The sequence below is a fragment of the Kitasatospora sp. NPDC001547 genome (assembly GCF_042894165.1).
GTDB lineage: Bacteria > Actinomycetota > Actinomycetes > Streptomycetales > Streptomycetaceae > Kitasatospora.
This window is the reverse complement of the sequence record NZ_JBIAVL010000012.1, coordinates 166,683-188,139: the sequence shown is the minus strand read 5'-3', so window position 1 is coordinate 188,139 and position 21,457 is coordinate 166,683. Positions and strand designations below refer to the sequence as shown.

The 21,457-nt window shown below is 73.9% G+C and carries 21 protein-coding genes; 11 read left to right on the top strand and 10 right to left on the bottom strand.

Going from position 1 to position 21,457, the window contains the following annotated elements:
- Positions 1-237 precede the first annotated feature (237 nt).
- The 4 genes from ACFY0X_RS22740 (at position 238) to ACFY0X_RS22725 (ending at position 6,565) form a co-directional block, all read left to right on the top strand.
- Positions 238-999 carry a CoA transferase subunit A gene (locus ACFY0X_RS22740; protein ID WP_387756987.1) on the top strand — a complete coding sequence of 254 codons (762 nt, stop codon included), beginning with the start codon at positions 238-240 and terminating at the stop codon, positions 997-999.
- A gap of 4 nt (positions 1,000-1,003) precedes the next feature.
- Positions 1,004-1,741, top strand: coding sequence for a 3-oxoacid CoA-transferase subunit B (locus tag ACFY0X_RS22735; RefSeq protein ID WP_387756986.1), 738 nt, complete (start codon positions 1,004-1,006; stop codon positions 1,739-1,741).
- 669 nt (positions 1,742-2,410) lie between these two features.
- Positions 2,411-4,510: a glycosyltransferase family 2 protein gene (locus ACFY0X_RS22730; RefSeq protein ID WP_387756985.1), complete on the top strand. Its 2,100-nt coding sequence runs from the start codon at positions 2,411-2,413 to the stop codon at positions 4,508-4,510.
- A 123-nt stretch (positions 4,511-4,633) separates the two neighbouring features.
- Positions 4,634-6,565 carry a galactose oxidase-like domain-containing protein gene (locus ACFY0X_RS22725; RefSeq protein ID WP_387756984.1) on the top strand — a complete coding sequence of 644 codons (1,932 nt, stop codon included), beginning with the start codon at positions 4,634-4,636 and terminating at the stop codon, positions 6,563-6,565.
- 49 nt (positions 6,566-6,614) lie between these two features.
- Here ACFY0X_RS22725 and ACFY0X_RS22720 read toward each other — a convergent pair whose 3' ends face one another.
- The 4 genes from ACFY0X_RS22720 to ACFY0X_RS22705 all read right to left on the bottom strand — a co-directional run bounded on the left by ACFY0X_RS22720 (position 6,615) and on the right by ACFY0X_RS22705 (position 10,903).
- Complete coding sequence (locus ACFY0X_RS22720) at positions 6,615-7,676, bottom strand: glycoside hydrolase family 6 protein (RefSeq protein ID WP_387756983.1); 1,062 nt, start codon at positions 7,674-7,676, stop codon at positions 6,615-6,617.
- Positions 7,677-7,889: 213 nt separating this feature from the next.
- Complete coding sequence (locus ACFY0X_RS22715; protein WP_387756982.1) at positions 7,890-8,618, bottom strand: uracil-DNA glycosylase; 729 nt, start codon at positions 8,616-8,618, stop codon at positions 7,890-7,892.
- Positions 8,619-8,696: 78 nt separating this feature from the next.
- Entirely contained in the window at positions 8,697-9,911 is a 1,215-nt protein-coding gene (locus ACFY0X_RS22710; protein ID WP_387756981.1) for a low temperature requirement protein A, read from the bottom strand.
- Positions 9,912-10,123: 212 nt separating this feature from the next.
- The gene (locus ACFY0X_RS22705) at positions 10,124-10,903 is read right to left on the bottom strand and encodes an HAD-IIA family hydrolase (protein WP_387756980.1); all 780 of its coding nucleotides are present in this window, start codon (positions 10,901-10,903) and stop codon (positions 10,124-10,126) included.
- A gap of 233 nt (positions 10,904-11,136) precedes the next feature.
- On the opposite strand from ACFY0X_RS22705, the gene ACFY0X_RS22700 reads away from it, so the two are divergent.
- The gene (locus tag ACFY0X_RS22700; RefSeq protein WP_387756979.1) at positions 11,137-12,213 is read left to right on the top strand and encodes a Gfo/Idh/MocA family oxidoreductase; all 1,077 of its coding nucleotides are present in this window, start codon (positions 11,137-11,139) and stop codon (positions 12,211-12,213) included.
- Between the two features lie 29 nt (positions 12,214-12,242).
- Here ACFY0X_RS22700 and ACFY0X_RS22695 read toward each other — a convergent pair whose 3' ends face one another.
- Together ACFY0X_RS22695 and ACFY0X_RS22690 are read right to left on the bottom strand one after the other, a co-directional pair.
- Entirely contained in the window at positions 12,243-12,665 is a 423-nt protein-coding gene (locus tag ACFY0X_RS22695; protein WP_387756978.1) for a type II toxin-antitoxin system VapC family toxin, read from the bottom strand.
- Positions 12,658-12,942, bottom strand: coding sequence for a type II toxin-antitoxin system Phd/YefM family antitoxin (locus tag ACFY0X_RS22690; RefSeq protein WP_387756977.1), 285 nt, complete (start codon positions 12,940-12,942; stop codon positions 12,658-12,660). The genes ACFY0X_RS22695 and ACFY0X_RS22690 overlap by 8 nt, the downstream gene beginning before the upstream one ends.
- A 206-nt stretch (positions 12,943-13,148) precedes the next feature.
- Here ACFY0X_RS22690 and ACFY0X_RS22685 point away from each other — a divergent pair, with 206 nt between their 5' ends.
- The 3 genes from ACFY0X_RS22685 to ACFY0X_RS22675 all read left to right on the top strand — a co-directional run bounded on the left by ACFY0X_RS22685 (position 13,149) and on the right by ACFY0X_RS22675 (position 14,835).
- Positions 13,149-13,673, top strand: a complete 525-nt coding sequence (locus ACFY0X_RS22685) for a hypothetical protein (RefSeq protein WP_387756976.1) — start codon at positions 13,149-13,151, stop codon at positions 13,671-13,673.
- Positions 13,674-13,753: 80 nt separating this feature from the next.
- On the top strand, positions 13,754-14,047 hold the full coding sequence (locus ACFY0X_RS22680; protein ID WP_387756975.1) for a DUF6412 domain-containing protein: 294 nt from the start codon (positions 13,754-13,756) through the stop codon (positions 14,045-14,047).
- A gap of 83 nt (positions 14,048-14,130) precedes the next feature.
- The gene (locus tag ACFY0X_RS22675) at positions 14,131-14,835 is read left to right on the top strand and encodes a YidC/Oxa1 family membrane protein insertase (protein WP_387756974.1); all 705 of its coding nucleotides are present in this window, start codon (positions 14,131-14,133) and stop codon (positions 14,833-14,835) included.
- A 34-nt stretch (positions 14,836-14,869) separates the two neighbouring features.
- On the opposite strand, the gene ACFY0X_RS22670 is transcribed toward ACFY0X_RS22675, so the two are convergent.
- Entirely contained in the window at positions 14,870-15,553 is a 684-nt protein-coding gene (locus ACFY0X_RS22670; protein ID WP_387756973.1) for an HAD family hydrolase, read from the bottom strand.
- Positions 15,554-15,641: 88 nt separating this feature from the next.
- Entirely contained in the window at positions 15,642-16,217 is a 576-nt protein-coding gene (locus ACFY0X_RS22665) for an NUDIX hydrolase (RefSeq protein WP_387756972.1), read from the bottom strand.
- A gap of 356 nt (positions 16,218-16,573) precedes the next feature.
- Here ACFY0X_RS22665 and ACFY0X_RS22660 point away from each other — a divergent pair, with 356 nt between their 5' ends.
- Both ACFY0X_RS22660 and ACFY0X_RS22655 read left to right on the top strand, forming a co-directional pair.
- On the top strand, positions 16,574-17,341 hold the full coding sequence (locus ACFY0X_RS22660) for a CDP-alcohol phosphatidyltransferase family protein (RefSeq protein ID WP_387756971.1): 768 nt from the start codon (positions 16,574-16,576) through the stop codon (positions 17,339-17,341).
- A 179-nt stretch (positions 17,342-17,520) separates the two neighbouring features.
- Complete coding sequence (locus ACFY0X_RS22655) at positions 17,521-19,236, top strand: phospholipid carrier-dependent glycosyltransferase (RefSeq protein WP_387756970.1); 1,716 nt, start codon at positions 17,521-17,523, stop codon at positions 19,234-19,236.
- A gap of 142 nt (positions 19,237-19,378) precedes the next feature.
- Here ACFY0X_RS22655 and ACFY0X_RS22650 read toward each other — a convergent pair whose 3' ends face one another.
- A complete protein-coding gene (locus ACFY0X_RS22650) occupies positions 19,379-19,717 on the bottom strand; it encodes an ArsR/SmtB family transcription factor (RefSeq protein WP_387756969.1) in 339 nt (112 codons plus the stop codon).
- Between the two features lie 110 nt (positions 19,718-19,827).
- On the opposite strand from ACFY0X_RS22650, the gene ACFY0X_RS22645 reads away from it, so the two are divergent.
- Positions 19,828-20,814, top strand: coding sequence for a zinc-binding alcohol dehydrogenase family protein (locus ACFY0X_RS22645; protein ID WP_387756968.1), 987 nt, complete (start codon positions 19,828-19,830; stop codon positions 20,812-20,814).
- A 301-nt stretch (positions 20,815-21,115) separates the two neighbouring features.
- Here the strand turns inward: ACFY0X_RS22645 and ACFY0X_RS22640 are convergent, their stop codons facing one another.
- Positions 21,116-21,310 carry a hypothetical protein gene (locus tag ACFY0X_RS22640; protein WP_387756967.1) on the bottom strand — a complete coding sequence of 65 codons (195 nt, stop codon included), beginning with the start codon at positions 21,308-21,310 and terminating at the stop codon, positions 21,116-21,118.
- Between the last annotated feature and the right edge of the window lie 147 nt (positions 21,311-21,457).

Genomic DNA, 21,457 nt, shown 5'->3' with positions numbered 1-21,457 from the left:
CGGAGCCCGTCCGGCGGCAGCCACCCCAGCGGCGTGCCCGACCCGGTCCGGCCCAGGCAGGACCCAGCCCGGCCTGGTGCGGCCACGGGCTCCGCGCGGTTCCCGAAGCCCGCCGGCCTCCCCTCCCAGCTGCTCTCCCGCCTGCCCCCGCCTGCCCCGCCTCCCTCCCGCCCGCTCCTCCCGGGGCCCCTCGCACCGCCCGCCTCCCCTCCTCCCACTCCCTCACGAGGTGACCCCTTGGACAAGGTCCTGGACTCCCCCGCCGACGCGGTCGGGGACATCCCCGACGGCGCGGTGCTGGCCGTCGGCGGCTTCGGCCTCTGCGGCATCCCGAGCACGCTGATCGGCGCCCTGGTGGACTCCGGTGCCACCGGGCTGCGGGTGGTCTCGAACAACTGCGGGGTGGACGACTGGGGGCTGGGCCTGCTGCTGCGGGCGGGCCGGATCGCCCGGATGACCTCTTCGTACGTCGGGGAGAACAAGGAGTTCGCCCGGCAGTACCTCTCCGGCGAGTTGGAGGTGGAGCTGACCCCGCAGGGCACGCTGGCCGAGCGGCTGCGGGCGGGCGGCGCCGGGATCCCGGCGTTCTTCACCCCGGCCGGGGTCGGCACCCAGGTCGAGGAGGGCGGGCTGCCCTGGCGCTACGCGGCCGACGGCTCGGTGGCCCTGGCCTCCCCGCCCAAGGAGGTCCGCGAGTTCGGTGGCCGCCGGTACCTGCTGGAGGAGGCGATCAGGGCGGACTTCGCGCTGATCCGGGCCGAGGTGGCGGACCGGCACGGCAACTGCGTGTTCCACGCCGCCGCCCGGAACTTCAACCCGCTCTGCGCGGCGGCGGGCCGGATCACCCTGGTCGAGGCGGACCGGATCGTCGAGCCGGGCGAACTCCCTCCGGACGCGGTGCACCTGCCCGGGGTGTACGTCGACCGGGTGGTGGCCGCCGACCCCCTGGACCGCCGCGTCGAACGCCGGACCTTCCGCCCCGCACGCCAGGAGGCCTGACCCGATGCCCACCGAGACCGCCGTCACCAAGACCGCCGCCCGCACCGCGACCGCCCCCGCACCGGCGTCCACCCCCGCACCGGCCGTCGCCGAGGCCCCGGCCCCCGGCCTCGACCCGCGCAACGCCCTGGCCGCCCGCGCCGCGCGCGAGTTGCGCGACGGCCAGTACGTGAACCTGGGCATCGGCCTGCCGACCCTGATCCCCAACCACCTCCCGCCGGGCGTCGAGGTGGTGCTGCACTCGGAGAACGGCATCCTCGGCGTCGGCCCGTACCCGGAGGAGGGCGCCGAGCACGCCGACCTGATCAACGCCGGGAAGGAGACGGTGACGGTCGCCCCCGGCGCCTCGTACTTCGACTCCGCCTTCTCCTTCGGCATGATCCGGGCCGGGCGGATCGACGTCTCGGTGCTCGGCGCGATGCAGGTGTCGGCCGCCGGGGACCTCGCCAACTGGATGATCCCCGGCAAGATGGTCAAGGGCATGGGCGGCGCGATGGACCTGGTGCACGGGGCCCGTCGGCTGATCGTGGTGATGGAGCACACCGCCCGGGACGGCTCGCCGAAGATCGTCGAGCAGCTGTCGCTTCCCGCGACCGGCCGGGGAGTCGTGGACCGGATCGTCACGGACCTCGCGGTGGTCGACGTGACCCCGGAGGGTCTACGGGTGGTGGAGACGGCACCGGGCGTGGACTTCGCCGAGGTGCAGGCGGCGACCGGCGCCACCCTGCTGCCCCCGCTCTGACCAGTCCAGCCGCAGCCGGAACCCAGCACGGCTCCCGCGCGGACAGCGCGAACCCGGCACGGGCCGGCACGGCTCCCGCGCAGACGGCCGGATCGCCCCGAGGGCGGTCCGGCCGGTTCCGCTGCCTCCGCGCCCGCCTCCTCAACCGCCCTCCACCGCCTCCGAGTTCCACGCGTCCTCCGCTCGGCCGGAACGAATTCGCCGCAATAGCACCCGCACCGACCGGATCGGCCGGAACCACGGCATCTTCACGCCTGGGCGGCGGCGATCTCCCGGATTGGTTGCGATCACCGTTGCGCTCAGGGAGAGTTGAGGAGGTTAAGGATCCCGACGTGTCCGGAGGGGAAGCTGGAGAGTGCATCGGGATCCCGGATTCGAGGCCGCCGTACCGACGTACCGACGCACAACTGAACCGGCCGCACACGCCGAAATGTGCTGGACAGCCCGGAAACCGCCGGAGAACCGCGGTTCACCGGGCCGCGTTCCAGCCGATTCCGACCGGTTCCCCCTGTTCCACCCCAAACGGCTCCGAGTCGAGGCAAGCCCACGCAGATGCCGAGCGAGCCGAGCGAGCCGAACAAGTCTCGAACTCCGGGGGGAGCAGCCATGACCAAGCCGTTCTCACGGCGAAAGGGCGTCGGAACGGCCCACGGGCGAGGTGCCGGGCAGTTGGACGAGGCCGCCCTGAGCGACGTTCCCGTACCCGAAGCCCCGTACGACTACGGCCACTTCAGCCGTCTCGCGGGTCCGGCCCACGACCCTGACGAGGACGACGACCTCGGCGCCGGCGTCTACCGGCCGGAACCGGCCACGTCGTACCGACCCGCGCCGTACGTACCCGCCCCGTACGCCACCGCCTCGTACGCCACCGCCTCGTACGACCCTGCCCCGGACGAACCGCCCCCCGCAGCGCCCTACCGCGTGCGCTACCGCAGCCTGCTGCGCCGCGAGCCGCACCGGATCCGCGCCGCGCTGCTGCTGATGGCCGCCCCCGTGGTGGAGGCGGTGCTGCTGGTCTGGCTGCTGCTGCCGGAGCACTGGCCCGAGCGGCTGGACGAGACGAACGGCCTGGTGCTGCTCGGCGACAAGGTGATGATCGGCATCATCGCCGTCGTCGAGGTGTTCCGGCTGGTCAACGTCGTCTCCAACACCCATGCCACGCTGGTCGCCCGCGACCCGGTCCCGGTGACACCGGAACCCGGCACCCGGGTCGCCTTCCTCACCACCTGCGTGCCGGGCAAGGAGCCGCCGGAGATGGTCCGGGCCACCCTGACCGCGGCCCGGGCCGTGCGGCACGACGGTCCGTACGACGTCTGGCTCTTGGACGAGGGAAACGATCCTGCAATGCAGGCGCTCTGCACCGAGCTGGGCGTCCGCCACTTCAGTCGCGCCGGCCGGCCGCACTGGAACCGGCCGAAGGGCAGGTTCCGCGCCGGAACCAAGCACGGCAACTACAACGCCTGGCTCCAGGCCCACGGCGACGACTACGAGTTCTGGGTGTCCGTGGACACCGACCACGTCCCGCTGCCGGACTTCTGCGAGCGGATGCTCGGCTACTTCCGCGACCCCGACGTGGCATTCGTGGTCGGACCCCAGGTGTACGGGAACTACCGCAGTTCCGGTTCGGCCGTCACCAAATTCTCCGAGAGCCAGCAGTACCTCTTCCACGCCCTCATCCAACGCGCCGGAAACCGTTACGGCGCGCCCATGTTCGTGGGTACCAACAACGCCGTCAGAATCAGCGCACTCCAGTCGATCGGCGGGTTGTACGACTCCATCACCGAGGACATGGCGACCGGTCTGGAGTTCCACCGGCGCCGGAACCCGCAGACCGGGGAACGCTGGAAGTCCGTGTACACCCCGGACGTGCTCGCGGTCGGCGAGGGGCCGTCCTCCTGGACCGACTTCTTCTCCCAGCAACTGCGCTGGAGCCGCGGCACCTACGAGACCCTGCTCACCCAGTACTGGCGGGTGCTGTGGCGGCTGTCGCCCGGGCGGCTGCTCAACTACTCGCTGATGGTGGGCTTCTACCCGATGGCGGCGCTCACCTGGCTGCTCGGCGGCCTGTCCAGCGTGCTCTACCTGGGCTTCGGCGCCTCGGGCGTGCACGTCTCCTCGGAGATCTGGATGATGCTCTACAGCGACGCCGCCGCGCTCCAGCTCCTCCTCTACACCTGGAACCGCAAGCACAACGTGAGCCCGCACGAGCCGGCCGGCTCCTCCGGGGTCGCCGGCATGGCGATGTCGGCGCTCTGCGGTCCGGTCTACGCGGCCTCGCTGCTCCAGGCGCTGGCACGCCGCCGCAGCCGCTTCGTGGTGACGCCGAAGGGCCGCTCGGCCAGCACCGACCGGCTCGGCACCTTCCGCTTCCACCTGTTCTGGACCCTGGTGTTCGGCGGCGCGATCACCGCCTCCTACTTCACCGGCTACGACCACGCCGCGATGCGCACCTGGGCCTGGATCGCCCTGGCGCTCACCCTCCTGCCGGTCCTGATCAGCGCGGGCGACGCCGTCCGCCGCCGCCGGACCCGTCCCACCGCCACCCTCACCGTCACCGGCGGCCCGACGGCGGCCCCGCGGGTCGTCCTGGAGAGGCGCCGCCCGCGCCACGCCCGCGACCCCCGAGCCGCCCGGCTCTCCGGTCCGCCCCAGCCCGTCCCGACGGCGCCCCGGCCCGCACCGCCCGAACCGTCCGCCCAGCCCGCCCAGCCCGCCCAGCCCCTACGGACCGCACCCGACCACGCCCGCAGCGGCACGCCCTCCCGCTGAGCAGCACCGTCCACCGAACAGTGCCCCATACCGAACAGCACCGAACAGCGCCGCCCACCGATCCGCACCAGAGCCGCCCCCGACCGCCCCGCCCCCGACCGTCTCCCGAGGGGAGCACCCACCGTGAAGATCCACAAGGCCGGCCGCACCAAGCGCCTCGCCCTCGGCAGCACCGTCGCGCTGACCGTGGCCGGGATGAACGCGCCGGCCGTCCTCGGCTTCGCCTCCGAGCAGTACCACCACTACGTGATCAACCGGCCCGAGTACAAGGCGCGGTACGGCCACTGGCAGACCCTGTCGCTGCCAGCCGAGTTCCGGGTCAACGCCGTGCACGCGACCCTGCTGCGCACCGGCAAGGTCCTGATCGTGGCGGGCTCCGGCAACGACGAGAAGCAGTTCAACGCGGGCACCTTCAAGAGCCTGCTCTGGGACCCGGCGGGGAACACCTACAAGCTGGTCCCCACCCCGGCGGACATGTTCTGCGGCGGCCACACCTCGCTCCCGGACGGCCGCGTCCTGGTGGCCGGCGGCACCCAGCGCTACGAGAAGCTGGCCGGCGCCGTGAAGAAGGCGGCGGGCATCATGCGGGTGCGCAACGAGAGCCCGGAGCGCGACCGGACCTTCCCGAAGGGCACCGTCTTCGTCTCCCCGGACGGCCACGAGTACGCCAGCACCGCCCCGGTGACCGTCCCGGCCGCGACCAAGACCGGCTCCGGCAGGCAGACCGTGGTCACCGCCGGGGAGCAGCACGTGTACGTGGAGGCGGTCGGGCCCGGCCCGGAGTACGTCTCCGGCTCCCCCGCCCAGTACCGGATCAAGGGCCTGAGCGGCGCCGACGCCCGCAACCTGTACGGGCAGAACGAGAAGCTGACCCTGGACAAGCAGGAGTACCAGGGCATCCGCTCCGCCTTCGAGTTCAACCCGGACACCGAGCTGTACGAGCCGGTCACCGACATGGCCCACGCCCGCTGGTACCCGACGCTGACCGGGCTGGGCGACGGCCGGGTGGTCACCGTCTCCGGGCTGGACGACACCGGGGAGATCCTCGACGGCAACGACAACGAGATCTACGACCCGAAGAGCAAGTCCTGGTCCAAGGGCCCCGACCACTACTTCCCGACCTACCCGGCGATCTTCCTCACCGCCTCCGGCAAGCTCTTCTACTCTGGCTCCAACGGCGGGTACGGCCCCGGCGACAAGGGCCGCGAGCCCGGCGTGTGGGACCTGTCGAACGGGGCCTTCCAGCCCGTCCCCGGCCTGCGCGACCCGGGCCTCACCGAGACCTCCTCCTCGGTGCTGCTGCCGCCCGCGCAGGTGCAGAAGGTGATGGTGCTCGGCGGCGGCGGTGTCGGCGAGTCCCCGCTGTCCACGGCCCGCACCGACATCGCGGACCTCTCCTCCGCCGTCCCCTCCTTCGCCCCGGGCCCGGACCTGCCGGCCGGCGGCACCCGCTACCTCAACAGCGTGATCCTCCCGGACGACACCGTCTTCACCACCGGCGGCTCCAGCGGCTACCGCGGCCGGGGCGACAGCGACCTGCTCAAGGCGCAGGTGTACCACCCGGACTCCAACAGCTTCAGCACCGCCGCCGCGCCGATCGTCGGCCGCAACTACCATTCCGAGGCGCTGCTGCTGCCGGACGGCCGGGTCGCCGTGCTGGGCTCCAACCCGCTCTTCGCGGACAAGGCCGAGACCCAGCCGGGCGGCTTCGAGCAGCGCATCGAGATCTGGACCCCGCCGTACCTGTACCGCGGCGACCGCCCGCAGGTCGGGGCCGTTCCGGAGGCGGCCAGGCTCGGCGGCACCGTCACCGTCGGGACGGCGCGGCCGGAGGCGGTCGCCACCGCCAAGCTGATAAGGCCGAGTTCGGTCACCCACGTGACGGACGTCGAGCAGCGCTCGGTGGCCCTGGACGTCACGGGACGGACGGCGGACGGCGTCTCGCTCACCCTGCCCGGCAACCCCAACCTGCTGCCGCCGGGCTGGTACATGCTGTTCCTGACGGACGCCGCCGGCACCCCGTCGGTCGCCCGCTGGATCCAGGTCACCGACTGACGCCCGGGCGCGACCGCAGGCATCCGCGCAACCTCAGGCGCCGGCGGCCTCAGCGCGCCGCCTGCGCGAGCCCCAGCGCGTACGGCAGCCAGAACTCGCCCGCCCGGGGCTCGCCCCGGCCGCAGTCGCCGTCCGACTCCCCCGGGTTCTTGATCCACAGGTAGGCGTCCACTCCCGGCCGGCCGGTCTCGGTGGTCGGCCGCTCGCCGAGCGCCCGCCCGGCCGGGTTGCACCACGCGTCGCCGCCCAGCGCACCGTTGCCGCTGCGGCTGGTGTCGATGACGAAGTTCTTCCCGCCCAGGGCCGCGGAGAGCCTGGCGCCGTACGCCGCGTTCCGGTCGGTGTCGTAGAAGTTGGCGACGTTCACGGCGAAGCCGTCCGCCGCCGCGATGCCCGACTTGCGCAGGGCCGCGGCCAGTTCCTCCGGGTCCTGGGCCCAGCCGGGGTTGCCCGCGTCCAGGTAGACCCGCGCGTTCGGGTTCTTCTTCAGCTCCTGGACGGCGAAGGCGAGCAGGCCGTACCGCTCGGCGGCCAGGTCGCCCTTGATACCGCAGCTGTCCAGGGTGTGCGCCACGGCGTCCGGCTCCAGCACCACCCAGGCCCTGCGGTCGCCGAGGGCCTGGGCGACGCCGGTGATCCAGGCCCGGTAGGCAGCCGCGTCGGGGGCGCCGCCGGCCGAGTACTGGCCGCAGTCGCGGTGCGGGATGTCGTACGCGACGAAGACCGCCGTCCGGCCCGCCTCGGTGGCCCGCCGGCTCACCTGCTCGGCAATCTCCTTGGCGCCCTGCTCGCCGAGCCACTGGGAGGAGGGCTGGGCGGCGATCCGCAGCAGGGTCTCGGCCTCCGCCGTCCGGCCCTGGCCGCGCAGCGCGGTCACCTGGTGGGCGGCGTTGGTCCGGTCGGAGACGTAGAAGGCCTGTCCGGGGATCTGCGCCAGGCCCCCGCCCGCACCCGCACCGCCGGCCCCTCCCGCACCCGGGCCGGTGACCGCGGCCGGGCTCTGCCCCGCCCCCGGAGCGGCGCCCGGTGCGCCACCGCCCGCCGAGCCGCCGCAGCCGGACACGGCCGCCAGTACCACCCCGGCCAGCAGCGCCCCCGCGGCCCCCCGCAACGTCCCTGTCCGCCCCAGCCCGCGCACGTACCGCCCCTCCCCGGGACCGGTCCGGCGACCGGTCGGCACCAGCTAAGCACACCCGGAACCGGCCGTCGGCCACCGCCGGTGAACGGCAAGTGGCCGTGGGCGAACGGGACATCGAACCCGCCCGGCCCACGGCCACCGACGCTCAGAACCCGCGAAGCACCACCCGAGCGCTCCCGCCGGGGCTCAGGCCTCCTTCAGGTTCGGCACCCGCCAGTCGATCGGCTCGCCGCCGAAGGATTCCAGCGCGGCGTTGATCTGCGAGAACGGACGGCTGCCGAAGAACAGCTTGGCCGACAGCGGCGACGGGTGCGCCCCCTGCACCACCACGTGCCTGGTGGTGTCGATCAGCGGCAGCTTCTTCTTCGCGTAGTTGCCCCACAGCACGAAGACGACCGGCTCCTCGCGGTCGCTCACCGCCTTGATCACCGCGTCGGTGAACTTCTCCCAGCCCTTCGCCTTGTGCGAGTTGGCCTCGTGCGCGCGGACCGTGAGCACCGCGTTGAGCAGCAGCACGCCCTGCTCGGCCCAGTGCATCAGGTAGCCGTTGTCCGGGGCCGGGATGCCCAGGTCGGCGTCCAGTTCCTTGAAGATGTTGCGCAGCGACGGCGGCGTCCTGGTGCCCGGCAGCACCGAGAAGCTCATGCCGTGGGCCTGGCCGTTGTCGTGGTAGGGGTCCTGGCCGAGCACGAGCACCCGGACCTTGTCGTACGGGGTGGCCTCCAGCGCGGCGAACTCCTGGCCGCTCGGGGGGAACACCTCGTGCTCCGCACGCTGGGCCGCCACGAAGGCCGCCAGCTCGGCGAAGTACGGCTTCTCCGTCTCGGCGCCCAGCACCCCGTGCCAGGACTCGGGCAGCTCCAGCCCGCCGCCCACGCCGGCCTCGACCACGCCCGCCTCGACCGTGTCCGTCACGACATCTACCTCCCACACCGCGGCTGCTGCGCCGCACGCCCTCTTTCACCCCGAACGCTACACAGCCCCACCGACAACTCACTCCCCCGGAGCGGATTCCGGACTCCGGACGGCCACCGCCCGCTCCGTCGCCGGATCCACTTCCCGCTCCGCGTCCCGCCGCTCCACGTCCCGCCGCTCCGCCACCCGCCGCTCCACCCTCAGGTGCTCCACCACGTTGAGCGCCACCAGCAGCACCGCGAGCACCAGCAGCACCACCAGCGCCGGCAGCCGCACCATCGCGGGCAGCAGCGCCAGCACCACCCCCGCCGCGGCGATCCTGGTCGCCGCGACCTGACGGAACATCATCCAGCGCGTGTAGCCGAAGGTCAGCAGGTACAGCCCGCACCCGCCGTACAGCAGCGCCACCGGCCCCGCGCCGAGCGCCCGCCGCGGGTCCGCGACCGTCTCCCCGAAGCCGACCGCCACCCCGATCACCCCGGCCGCCAGCGCCAGGTGCCCGTACTGGAAGACCCGCCGGACCAGGTCCCGGCGCGAGTCGGCGATCACCACGGCGTGCCGCATGGCGTCCGCCGCGTACACGAAGTACTGCCACCACAGGCCCACCGAGATCGTGAACGCCACCGCCACCGTGGCGAGTTCGGCCGCGTCCAGCCGGGCCGCGGCCGCCGTGCCGCCGATCCCGACGATCGACTCGCCGAGCACCACCAGCAGGAACAGCGCGAACCGCTCCGGCATGTGCGCCGGGTGGTACGCCACCACCGCGAGCCGCCGCCGGAACACCAGCGGCGCGGCCAGGTCGCCGAGCGCGGCCGCCGCCCACAGCGCGAGCCGCGGCCCCTCCGGCAGCAGCCCGCCCGCCACCAGCAGCGGCCCGCTGACCAGCACGCCCACCCCGTAGGGCCCGCGCCACGCGCCCGGGATGCGGACCACCAGGAGCAGCAGCACCACCCGGGCCAGCCAGTACGCGGCGCCGAGCAGCACGCCCCGCCCGCCGTACGCGCCCGGGACCGCCAGCGCCATGAACAGGCCGGCCAGCCCGACCAGCAGGATGCCCAGCCGGTCCCGCAGGTTGTCCACGTCCCGGATGTTGGCCTGCACGGTGGTGCCCACCCAGCACCAGTACACCGGCACGAACACCACCAGTGCCCGGACCAGCCCCGTCCCGTCGTGGTGGTGGTGCAGCAGCCCGGAGACCTGGGTGATCGCGAAGACGAACACCAGGTCGAAGTAGAGCTCCGCCCAGGTGACCCGCTTCTCCCCCAGCCCCTGTGACTCCCCCGTCACGCCCATCCGCCCGGCCCTCCCCGCAGGTACGAAGCGGCCCCGCTCCGGCGATCGACCGGAACGGGGCCCACGACAGCACCGCAGAGGTTAGGGGGTCTCCGCCGGTTCCCGCCAGGCACCGGTCCGACGCGGACCGCCGGACGCACTGCCCGGGGCCAGTCCGACGAGGAGCCCGACGAGCGGCCCGACCGACCCGACGAGGGGCCCGACCAGGGGCTCTAGACCAGCTCGACCAGGTCCGCGATCGACTTGACCACCCGGGTCGGCCGGTACGGGAAGCGCTCCACGTCGGCGGCGGAGGTCAGGCCGGTGAGCACCAGGATGGTCTCCATGCCGGCCTCCATGCCCGCGACGATGTCGGTGTCCATCCGGTCGCCGATCATCACCGCCGTCTCGGAGTGGGCGCCGGCGGTGTTCAGCGCCTCGCGCATCATCAGCGGGTTGGGCTTGCCGACGAAGTACGGCTCGACCCCGGTCGCCTTGGTGATCAGGGCCGCGACCGAGCCGGTGGCCGGCAGCACGCCCTCGGTGGAGGGGCCGGTCTCGTCCGGGTTGGTGCAGATGAACCGGGCACCCTGGTTGATCAGGCGGATCGCCTTGGTGAGCGCCTCGAAGGAGTAGGTGCGGGTCTCGCCGAGCACGACGTAGTCGGGGTTGTTGTCGGTCAGCACGTAACCGGCCTGGTACAGCGCGGTGGTGAGCCCCGCCTCGCCGATCACGTACGCGGTCCCCTTCGGCCGCTGGCTCTTGAGGAAACTGGCCGTGGCCAGGGCGGAGGTCCAGATGCACTCCTCCGGCACCTCCAGCCCCATCCCGGCGAGCCGGGCGCTGAGGTCGCGCGGGGTGTAGATGGAGTTGTTGGTGAGGACCAGGAAGGGCTTGCCGGACTCCCGCAGCCTGCGCAGGAACTCCTCCGCCCCGGGGATCGGCGTGCCCTCGTGGATGAGGACCCCGTCCATGTCGGTCAGCCAGGACTCGATGGGCTTGCGCTCTGCCACGTGCGTGTCTCCCGAAGTGTTGCAGCGTCTTGCGAAATACGAGGGCCCTGACGCGGCACAGCCTAATCCGCCCGGGTGTCCGGGGACAGGACGTCCCGTCCACCGGGACACCGGCACCGGCACGCGGCCACTGGCACCGGCACCGGCAGTGGCGCGCAGCCACCGCCCACACCGGGCGGCGGCCGTTCCGTCGAAACCGGGAGCAACCGGGTGCCTCGTGATTGAGTAGGCGTATGAACCCGAAGACGACCCCCGGTCCGTTCCGCGTCGGCCTGATCGGCTACGGCCTGGCCGGCTCCGCGTTCCACGCGCCGCTGATCGCCACCACGCCGGGGCTCCGGCTGGACGCCGTGGTCACCGCCAACCCCGAGCGGCGTGCCCAGCTGGCGCGGGAGCACCCCGGTGCCCGCGCCGTGGACACCCCCGAGCAGTTGCTCGCCGACCCGGACGCGCTCGACCTGGTCGTCATCGCCTCGCCGAACCGCACCCACGCGCCGCTCGCCCGCGCCGCCCTGCGGGCCGGCCTGGCCACCGTGGTGGACAAGCCGCTGGCCGGCACCGCCGCCGAGGCGCTGGAGCTGTGCCGGCTCGCCGAGGAGCGGGGCGTGCTGCTCTCGGTCTTCCACAACCGGCGCTGGGACGGCGACTTCCTCACCGCGAGCCGGCTGGTGCACGGCGGCGCGCTCGGCCGGGTGCACCGCTTCGAGTCCCGCTTCGAGCGCTTCCGCCCCAAGCCCAAGCCGGGCTGGCGGGAGTTGGCGGACCCGGCCGAGGTCGGCGGCACCCTGTACGACCTGGGCAGCCACCTGGTCGACCAGGCGCTCACCCTGTTCGGGCCGGTCGAGACGGTGTACGCGGAGATCGACGTGCGGCGCGACGGCGCGGTGGTGGACGACGACGCCTTCCTGGCCCTCACCCACGCCTCCGGCACCCGCTCCCACCTGTGGACCAGCGCCATCACCCCGCTGATCGGGCCCCGGCTGCGGGTGCTCGGGGACACCGCCGGCTACGTCAAGCCCGGCATGGATCCGCAGGAGGCCGACCTGCGGGCGGGCCTGCGCCCGGACGGCACCCGCCCCTGGGGCGCCGACCAGCCCTCGCACTACGGCACCCTCGGCACCGACGAGTCCGCGATCTCGCTGCCGACCGAGCCGGGCGACTACCCCGCCTTCTACGCGGGCATCGCCGCCGCCCTGGCCACCCCGGGCACCCCGCCCCCGGTCGACCCGCGCGACGCGGTGGCCGCCCTGGCCGTGCTGGAAGCGGCCCGCACCTCCGCGGCGACCGGGACGACGGTCCGCCTGGGCTGACCGCGGTCCGGGCGGGGGGACCGCCGCCCTCACACCCCGATGACCTCCACCGCCGAGCCGAGCCCCCGGAAGTCCGCCAGGTTGCGGGTGTACAGCGGCAGCCCGTGGGCCGAGGCGACCGCGGCGATCATCAGGTCGATCCGGCGCGGGCGCGGCTGCCGGCCGGCGGCGATGGTGAGGGTGACCAGGGTGCCGTAGCGGGCGGCGGCCGCCGCGTCGAAGGGCAGCGGGTCGAAGTCCGCCATGGCAGCGCCCAGCACCTCCAGCCGGTCCGCCCGGCTGACCGGGTCGCGGGCCATCGACACGCCCTGCTGCAGCTCGGCGAAGGTGATCGCGGTCAGTTCCGGCACGGCCGGCAGGTCGGCGGGGTTGAGCAGCGCCAGGTCGATGTAGACACAGGTGTCCAGCACCCCGGCCGGCCGCCGCCGGGACGCTCTGCGGCGCTCAGCCACGCCGCCGCTCGAACGGGTCGTCGCCCTCGTCCCCCACCAGCTCCTCGGGCCCGAAGTACTCCTCAGCCTCCTTGCGCATCCGCTGGTAGTCCACCCGCGGCAGTTTCACGTGCCGCGCCACCAGCTCCTCCGCCGTGAGCCGCCGCCTCCCGGACACCGGCCGCAGCTCCGCGACCTCGACCCCGTTCCTGGTGATGTGGAAGGTTTCCCCCGCCTCCACCGCGTCCATCACCGCGGCGGAGTTGTTCCGGAACTCCCGCTGGGTAATCGTCCTCATCCCTCCACGGTAGCCCCGCGTAGCACCTCTGGCTACACCCCCGCAGCCCCTCCGAAAGCCCTCGCCGACCGCGCCCGATCCGCTAGGTTCGAACACGTCCAGGCACTGGCCGGCGGATGGGCCGGCGGCCCCGCGCAGCCGGCGGGTTCCGGCGAACGGGGCGCCGACCGTGAAGGCACTGTCACGGACCCTGGGAGGGAGACCCGGTGAAACGGCGCTGGGTGCTGCTCGGGGTAGCGCTGCTGCCGGTGTTGTTGGTCGTCGGCCTGGTGGGAGCGCGGGCCTGGGTACGGGACCTGGAGCGGAACCCACCCGCGAACAGTGGGCGGCCGGGCTCGTGGATGACGGTCTCCTTGGAGCAGGTCATCGAGTTCTCGCGGGTCCGGCCGTCCGCGTCGGCGGTCGAGGTGCGGTGGTCGTACCTGAAGGGGCTCCAGGATGACCTGGCGTTCCTCTCGTTCCGGTTGCCGCCGGGCGCGGAGCAAGGATTCCTGGCCGACCTGGGAATCACGATGGGCCCGCACCCCGGCACCGGGTTCGGCTCCTACACGCTGGAGGGGTTCCGTCGGGCCGGGTCGCCGGCCCCGGCGACTGCGGGGCCCCTGCGGTACGGCTCCTTCATCGCCGAGCCGCTGCCCGGGCACAACAAGCGGCTGGGGGAGACGATCTGGCTGGCGGCGGAGGCGGACGGGGGCACCCGGGTGTGGGTGGAAGCAGCGGATTCGCCGTAGCAGCCGGAACCGGACGGGCCGTAGGATGATCCTGCTGGTACGTCAGGGAGCCGATGGGACGCCGGGAGGGGGAGCGCGCCGTGACCGTGGTTGCGATGCTGCTGGGCCTGCTCCGGGTGTTGACCGGGGAGTTGGTGGCCGACAGCGGGACGCTCGCGTCGGTTGCCGCCGTCGCGGCCGTGGTGCTGGTGGCCGGGGCGGTCGCCGGGGCGCTGGCCGGGGCGCGGCTCTCGGGAGCGCGGGCGCCGGCGGCGGTGCGCAGCGGGGTGCTGCGGCGTCGGGCGTTCGGTACGGCGTTCCTTCCGCAGCGTGATCCGGACGCCCGGGGCAGGCGACGCCCCAGGGCGCCGGGAGCGGCCCTGGCGGCCGCGTGAAACCCCTCGTTCCGTAGGCAGTTCCGCACGGCCGTCCTCCGCCGACCACTCATGTCATGAGACCCCGGAGGGCTCGCTCCACCATGTCCGTACTCGCTGTTCTCGATCCTGCCGTCGCCCTGGCGCACGCCGTCGTCGCCGCCGTCGCCCACCTGGTGCCGACCGCGCTGGCCATCGTCCTGTTCACCGTCGCCGTCCGGCTGGCGCTGCATCCGCTGGCGCGGGCGGCGGCGCGCGGGGAGAAGGCCAGGGCGCGGCTGGCGCCGAAGGTCGCCGCGCTGAGGGAGAAGTACGGGAAGCGCCCGGAGAAGCTGCGGGAGGCGCTGGCCGAGATGTACCGGAAGGAGCAGGTGTCGCCGTTCGCGGGGTGCCTGCCGCTGCTGGTGCAGGTTCCGTTCTTCTCGGTGATGTACCGCCTGTTCACCACCCCGAACGACCTGCTGGACGACACCCTGTTCGGCGTTCCGCTGGGACTGCACGTCACGGGCGCGCACGGCGCCGGGCAGTGGGCGGTGTTCGGGGTGCTGTTCGCCGGGCTGGCGGCGGTCGGGTACGTCAACTTCCGCCGGGCCCGGCGCGCGGCCGCGGCGACGGTGGCGGCGCAGTCCGCCCCGCAGCCGGGGGCGGGACTGCTGCCGTACCTGTCGTTCGGGTCGGTGCTGTTCGCGGCACTGGTGCCGGTGGCCGCCGTGCTCTACCTGCTGACGGCCGGCGTCTGGTCGGCCGCCGAGCGGGCCTGGCTGTACCGGGACGGGACGCCCGTGCCGGCGGCCGCGCTGGTCGCCTGATCAGCCACGACGGCCGGCAGTCGACAAGCCGCGGTCAGAAGTGGCGCAGCAGCTCGGGGAAGGTCCCGAGCTGCAGCGTCGCCTCGTCCGGGCCGAGTTCCGCGTGCTCCAGCACCCAGGTGTGCTGGTGCGGGATGAAGACGGTGCGCAGGCCGGCCCGGCGGGCGGGGGCGATGTCGGACTTGGGCGAGTTGCCGATCATCCAGGTCCGGTCGGGGTCGAGGCCGAGGTCGGCGGTGAGCCGCCGGTAGGTGTCGACCGACTTCTCGGCGACGATGTGGACGCCGCGGAAGTGGTGGTCGATGGTGGACTCGGTGACCTTGCGCTGCTGTTCGCCCTGGTCGCCCTTGGTGAGCAGCAGCAGGTGGTGGCGGTCGGCGAGGGTGGCCAGGGTGTCCGCGACACCGGCGATCAGTTCGACGTTCCGGCTGGTCAGCGGGGTGAGCAGGGCCTCGATCCGGGCCAGCTCGTCGGCGGTGGGGGTGCGGCCGTTGAGCCGCTGCAGGCAGTCGGTGAGGCTCTGCCGGAAGACGGTGGCGCCGTAGCCGAGGGTGGCGGAGTTGACGGCCTCGATCTCGTCGAGCAGGGCCCTGGTGCGCTCGTGCTCGGCGGGGGCGGCGACCCAGTCCAGGAAGCCGTCGATGACCCGCTCGAAGAGGACGTTGTTCTCCCAGAGCGTGTCGTCGGCGTCGAAGATCAGGATCTGGTCGGTGTGCATCCGGTGGTCTCCAGGAGGGATTCGGTCGGGCGGCGGCAGGAGTCGGTCGAGCGGCAGCGGGAGTCGGTCGAGCGGCAGCGGCAGCGGGTCAGACGGCCGGCAGCAGGCGGGCGGCGCGGTCGAGGGTCTCCCGGAGGTTCTCCTCGGTGGTCCGCCGCCTGGCCTCCTCGACGGTGAGCCACTCCAGCGGGGACGCCGGGTTCTCCGGCCGGGCCTGCTCCGGGGTACCGGTGGCCAGCAGGAAGCGCAGGTCGGCGTGCTCGTGCGCGGGTTCGGTGGGCGACGCGGGGACGGGCACCACGGCGAGGTGGACGAGGGCGGGGCCGGGCCAGGGGGTGAGGTCGGTCAGGCCGGTCTCCTCCAGGCCCTCGCGCAGGGCGATGTCCAACGGCCGGGTCTCCCCCGGGTCGCCGTGGCCGCCGACGTGCAGCCAGGCCTGCTGACGGACGTGCCAGCGCAGCAGGACGCGGCGGGTCGGCGGGTGGACGATCAGCGCGGAGGCGGTGAAGTGGAGCGGGAAGGTGCTCCGGTTCCAGGCGTCGGCGACGCCGAGGAGGCCGCGGGCCCGCTCGTGGTCGGCATTCTCGACCGGGCCCTGCGGGCGGTGGTCGTCCAGCAGTAAGGCCAGGTCGGGGCTCTGGGACGGGCTTCCCGTGGTCACCATGGTTCTGTGCTCCTCGTTCCGCTCCGGGGCGGCGCGGACCGCGTCGACCGGCGTGCGGAAGGGGGCGGTCGGGCCCCGGGCTTCGGGCTTCGGGTTCCGGCGAACCCGCGCAGCCTAGCCCGGGGGCGTTCGGGCGGCCCACCGGTTTTCACCGACGGGCGCGGGGCCCGGGACGCCCGAGCGGACGGGCCCGGGCCGGGCCGCGGCCGGGTCCACTGCGCGTTCGACGGGCCTTCCACGGGCCTTCCACCGGCGGACACTTCCGGTACGGACGGCGGCGTACCGGCTGGTCCGGGCGTCTCCCCGGAGGCCGTAGCCTGTGGTGATCGTTTCGGGACAGGTGGAGGGATGTCGTCATGGTGGCTGCTCCGGCGCTCGCCGAGCTGCGCGAGGTGTGCCAGCCGCAGGCCAAGCTTCAGAGCCGCAACGGCGAGCACTGGGCGGGCCGGCTCTACATGCGGCGGATCTCGCTGCGGACCACCCGGCAGCTGGTGCGCACCCCGGTGTCGCCGAACACCCTCACCTGGGTGATGGTGGCGTGCGGGGTCGGCGGCGGCGCGGCCCTGCTGATCCCCGGCCTGACCGGTGCGGTGCTGGCCGTCGTGCTGTTCCAGCTGTTCCTGCTGTTCGACTGCGTGGACGGCGAAGTGGCGCGCTGGAAGCGCCGGTTCAGCATGGCCGGGGTGTACGTGGACCGGCTCGGCGCCTACCTGGCGGATGCCGCGCTGATGATCGGTGCGGGCGTACGGGCGGCGCGCGGCGGCTCGGAGCTGTGGGTGTCGGCGGGGCTGGCGGCCGCGCTGGGCGTGGTGCTGCTCAAGGCCTCGACGGACCTGGTGGACGTCGCCCGGGCCCGCAGCGGGCAGCTCCCGGCGACCGAGGAGTCGACGCAGCCGCGCTCCCAGGGCATCGCGACGGCCCGCAGGGTCGCCTCGGTGTTCAAGATCCACCGGGTGACGAACGGCATCGAGGCCTCGCTGGTGCTGCTGGCGGCGGCCGCGGTGGACGCCGGGCTCGGCAACCTGGACGCGACGCGATGGACCCTCGCGGGCATCACGGTGATCACCTGGGGCATGGTGGTCGCCCACCTGGCGTCGATCCTGTCCTCCTCGCGGCTGCGCTGAGCGGCCCGGACGCGGGGCAGCCGCGCCGCGCGAAGCCGTAGGGCCGTAGGGCCGCAGGGAACCACCGGAAACCGCCGGAAACCGCCGGGAACGCTCCCTCCTCGGAACCAGTTGGACTACATATTCAGTCCAACGACATATACAGTCGCCCGACTGTTCCGACCGAAGGGGGCACCTCCATGCCGCCCCGCACGACGATCCGGACGGCCGCCACCCGGCCCGCCGCCGTCCTGCTCGCCGGGTACCTCGCCGAGCTGCTGTTCCGGCTCGCCCTCGTCCGGCAGATGAGCTTCCCGTCCGTCCACCCCGACGAGGACTCCTACCTCGCCCTGGCCCGGGTACTGGCCGGCGGCTCGGCGACCGAGATCCCGGTCGGCGTGGTCGTCCCTGGCGGGTACCCGCTGCTGATCTCCCCCGCGCTGCGGCTGGCCGACGATCCGGTGACCGCCTACCGCCTGGTCATGGGCGTCAACGCCGCCGTCAACGCGCTGGTCCTCCCGCTCGCCTACGTCGCGCTGCGCCGCCTCGGCCTGGACCGCCGGCCCGGATACCTCTTCGCCGCCGCGACCGCGCTGCTGCCGCCGGTGGTCTTCTACTCGCAGTTCGCGATGACCGACGCCGTCCTGCCCGTCCTGGTGCTCGCCTGGCTGCTCTGCCTGCACGGCTGGCTCGCCGACGGCCCGCCGCGCCGCCGCGCCTGGCACGCCGCCGGGGCGGGAGCCTCGGCCGGCTACGCGATGGCGGTGCACGACCGCGGTGGCGTGGTGGTCGCGCTGACCGCCGCCGTCCTGCTCGGCGTGCTGGTGCTGCGCCGGGCGCCGTGGCGCGCCACCGCGGCGGGGCTCGCGACGCTCGGCCTCGGCGTGCTCGGCGCCGAACTGCTGGCCGCCTGGCTGCACGCGCGGTTCACCGTCCAGGACAGCGCGGTCGGCAGCCTCCTCTGGCAGGGCCTGACCGACCCGGCGCTCGCCGGGCGGACCCTCGCCCGGACCGCCGGCCAGACGTGGTACTTCATCACCTCCACCTGGGGCATCGGCGGAGTCGCCGTCGTCGCCTGCCTGTACGCGCTGTTCGACCGCCGCCTGCCGCGGGCATCGCGGATCACCGGCGGCGTCCTGGTGGCGCTGCTGTTCGGCACCGCGCTGGCCTCCGCCGCCGCGCTGCCGCCGGACGGCCGGGTCGACGACTGGGTGTACGCCCGCTACACCTCCTGCCTCGTCCCGGCGGCCTTCGTGACGGGCGTCGCGGTGCTCGCCGGGTACCGGCGCCGCGCGCTGCGCCGGGCGGCGGCGGTGACGGCCGGGCTCGTCCTGCTGCTCGCGGTGGGCGTGACACTGGCGGCCGGCGCGGAGCTGCGCACGTCGAACTTCATCCCGTGGAGCCTGCCCGACGTCTCGTTCCTGGCCTCCGACTGGGGCCGGCTGGACATGCCCCGCGCCTCCGCCGCCGCGCTGGTCGTGCTCGGCGGGGTGGTCCTGCTGCGCGGCGCCGGGGGCCGCCGGGTGCTCGGGGCGCTCGGGGTCTCGCTGGCGCTGTTCGCCGCCTTCGCGACCGTGACGATCACCGCGCAGGTCGCCCGGCCGCACTCGGCGGGGCGGGAGGGCCTGGCCACGGGCTTCACCCGCGCCTCCGGGATCGACCAGGACGACGACGTGGTGTTCGCGTGGGACGTCGACTGGTCGCTGCGGGCCGCCCAGACCTTCGAGGTCTACCGGGGGCGGGTGTGGTTCCGCGACCCGCGTTGGCAGCCCGTCCCGGCGGAGGCGAACGTCATGGTCCTCCCGCTGCCCGAGGCGGGCCGGCCGCCGGAGGCGTACTGGCCCGACCACCCCGCCGACTGGTACGTCGAACGGTTCGACGCCCAGCAGAACTGGGCGGTCTGGCACCGGCGTTGAGCTCTCCTCGGCAAACCGGCCGGCGCCGCCGCCGAGCCAGTCCCGGCCCACCGGCCGACACCGCCACCGAGCCAGTCCCGGCCCACCGGCCGACACCGCCACCGGCGCCGCCCAGCCCGTCCGGGACCACGGAGCCGCGGTCCTACTCGCCCACCGTCCGGGCGTGGGCGGCGAGGACGGTGTCGAGCAGGCCGGGGAAGCGCCGCTCCAGGTCGACCGTGCGCAGGGCGGAGAAGCGCCGGTTGGCCTCCTCGCGCTGGCTGATCAGGCCGGACTCGCGCAGCACCTTGAAGTGGTGGCTCAGCGTGGAGGGCGCGACGTCCACCGGGAAGGTGCCGCAGGCCCGCTCGGACTCGGTGCGCAGGATGCGGACGATGGTCATCCGGGTGGGGTCGGAGAGCGCGTGCAGGATGTCGAAGAGGTCGATCTCCTCGGTCTCCGGGTGCGCGAGCGCCGGTCGGCGGCGGGTGCTGCGGGGCACGTGTCGACCTCCCTGGTCTGCGATGTTCGACATCCATGGAAACGGCGTGGTACCACTTCTCCCGCACCAATTTCGTCGTTCGTCGAACATCGTAGTCGAGGGGGCCCGACATGCGCGCACTGGTGATGACCGCACCCGGTGGATCCGAGAACTCGCAGGTCCAGGAGATCGCCGCACCGCACCCCGGACCGGGGCAGGTGGCGATCGACGTCGCCCACGCCGGGCTGAACTTCGTGGACGTGATGACCCGCCGCGGCGACGCCGCGTACGCCGCCGAGTGGCCGTACCGGCCCGGCAAGGAGGTGTCCGGCACGGTCCGCGAGGTCGGCGCGGGCGTCACCGGCCTGGCGGTGGGCGACCGCGTGGTCGCCGCGCCGGTCGGTGCCGGACTGGCCGAGGTGGTGCTCGCGGAGGCCGCCCTCACGGTGCCGCTCCCCGACGGGGTGGCGCTGCGCGAGGCCGCCGCCGTCCCGCTGGGCCTGGCCACCTCGCTCCTGCTGCTGACCGACGCCGGCCGCTTCACCGCCGGGGACACCGTGCTGGTCCACTCGGCGGGCGGCGGGATCGGCAACGCCGTCGCCCGGCTGGTCCCGCTGCTCGGCGGCGGCCGACTGATCGGCACGGTCGGCCGGGCGGAGAAGGCCGCGGCCGCGATCGCCTCCGGCTACCAGCACGCCTTCGCCCGGGGCGACGACACGGCCGAGGCCGTGCGCGCCGCCACCGGCGGCCGGGGCGTCGACCTGGTGCTCGACCCGCTGGGCACCGCGGCCCTCGACCTCGATCTGGCCGTGGCGGCGCCCGGCGCGCGGATCGTGCTGTTCGGCAACGCGAGCGGCGGCGCCGTCGCCGACCTGCCCCCGCTCAGCCGCCTGATGGCGGGCAACCTGACCCTCACCGGCTTCAGCCACCGCGGCCTGGCCGCCACCGCCCCGGACCGCCTGGCCCGCGCCATCCGCCGGGTCCTCGACCTCGTCGCGGACGGCGGCCTGGAGCTGCCGGTCACCGAACTGCCCGGCCTGGACGCCGTTCCGGCCGCCCACGACGCCATGCAGGAGGGCCGGGCGACCGGCAAGTACGTGGTGCGCGTCGGCGGCTGAACCCGACGCCCGAGGCCAGGCTCCTGCCGCCTGCCGCCTGCCGCCTGCCGCGCGAGCGTGCCCGGAACGGCAGCGCGCCCTGCCCGGGAAGTCGAATCCGCCGACTTCCCGGGCAGGGCGCGCTACTCGCCGGGACTCAGCGGCCGGCCGGGCTCGCCGCCCTGGCGGCGGAGGCGGCAGCGACGGAGCCCGCGCGGCCGGTGGCGGTGGGAGCGGTACGGACCGAACGCTTCAGTGCCATGTGCATGACAGGCTACCTTTCGACGAGGGATGAGGGTCGGGCGTCACCGGCGACGACGCGTCAGCTCAGCGGCCCGCCCGGGCACCAGGCGTCGCCCCAGGCCGTCGTCTGGACGCAGTTGTGACCGGTGGCGACGGTGGAGTCCGTCAGCGTCGCGCCGTCGGACACGGAGGCACCGGCCGGGGCCACCCCGCCCAACCAGGCGGCGGCACCCAGCGCGACCGCGGCCAGTGTCCGCGCCACGATTCCTCGCATGATGACAACTCCCATGACTTCGGGGACAGTTCCACACGTTTCGGACGTTTCCGCAGTTCCCGCGGCATCGCCCGGCCCGTGATCGCCACCCTGCCAGTCGGCGGATGGCCACGGCATCCCCCACAAGGGATCATGAGCCTGCCTGGC

Bases quoted from the DNA above. Each gene is read 5' to 3' on its own strand.
- ACFY0X_RS22735 (WP_387756986.1), top strand. From the start codon at position 1,004: ATGCCCACCGAGACCGCCGTCACCAAGACCGCCGCCCGCACCGCGACC.
- ACFY0X_RS22710 (WP_387756981.1), bottom strand. From the start codon at position 9,911: ATGGGCGTGACGGGGGAGTCACAGGGGCTGGGGGAGAAGCGGGTCACC.
- ACFY0X_RS22700 (WP_387756979.1), top strand. From the start codon at position 11,137: ATGAACCCGAAGACGACCCCCGGTCCGTTCCGCGTCGGCCTGATCGGC.
- ACFY0X_RS22690 (WP_387756977.1), bottom strand. From the start codon at position 12,942: ATGAGGACGATTACCCAGCGGGAGTTCCGGAACAACTCCGCCGCGGTG.
- ACFY0X_RS22675 (WP_387756974.1), top strand. From the start codon at position 14,131: ATGTCCGTACTCGCTGTTCTCGATCCTGCCGTCGCCCTGGCGCACGCC.
- ACFY0X_RS22670 (WP_387756973.1), bottom strand. From the start codon at position 15,553: ATGCACACCGACCAGATCCTGATCTTCGACGCCGACGACACGCTCTGG.
- ACFY0X_RS22665 (WP_387756972.1), bottom strand. From the start codon at position 16,217: ATGGTGACCACGGGAAGCCCGTCCCAGAGCCCCGACCTGGCCTTACTG.
- ACFY0X_RS22660 (WP_387756971.1), top strand. From the start codon at position 16,574: ATGGTGGCTGCTCCGGCGCTCGCCGAGCTGCGCGAGGTGTGCCAGCCG.
- ACFY0X_RS22655 (WP_387756970.1), top strand. From the start codon at position 17,521: ATGCCGCCCCGCACGACGATCCGGACGGCCGCCACCCGGCCCGCCGCC.
- ACFY0X_RS22645 (WP_387756968.1), top strand. From the start codon at position 19,828: ATGCGCGCACTGGTGATGACCGCACCCGGTGGATCCGAGAACTCGCAG.
- ACFY0X_RS22640 (WP_387756967.1), bottom strand. From the start codon at position 21,310: ATGCGAGGAATCGTGGCGCGGACACTGGCCGCGGTCGCGCTGGGTGCC.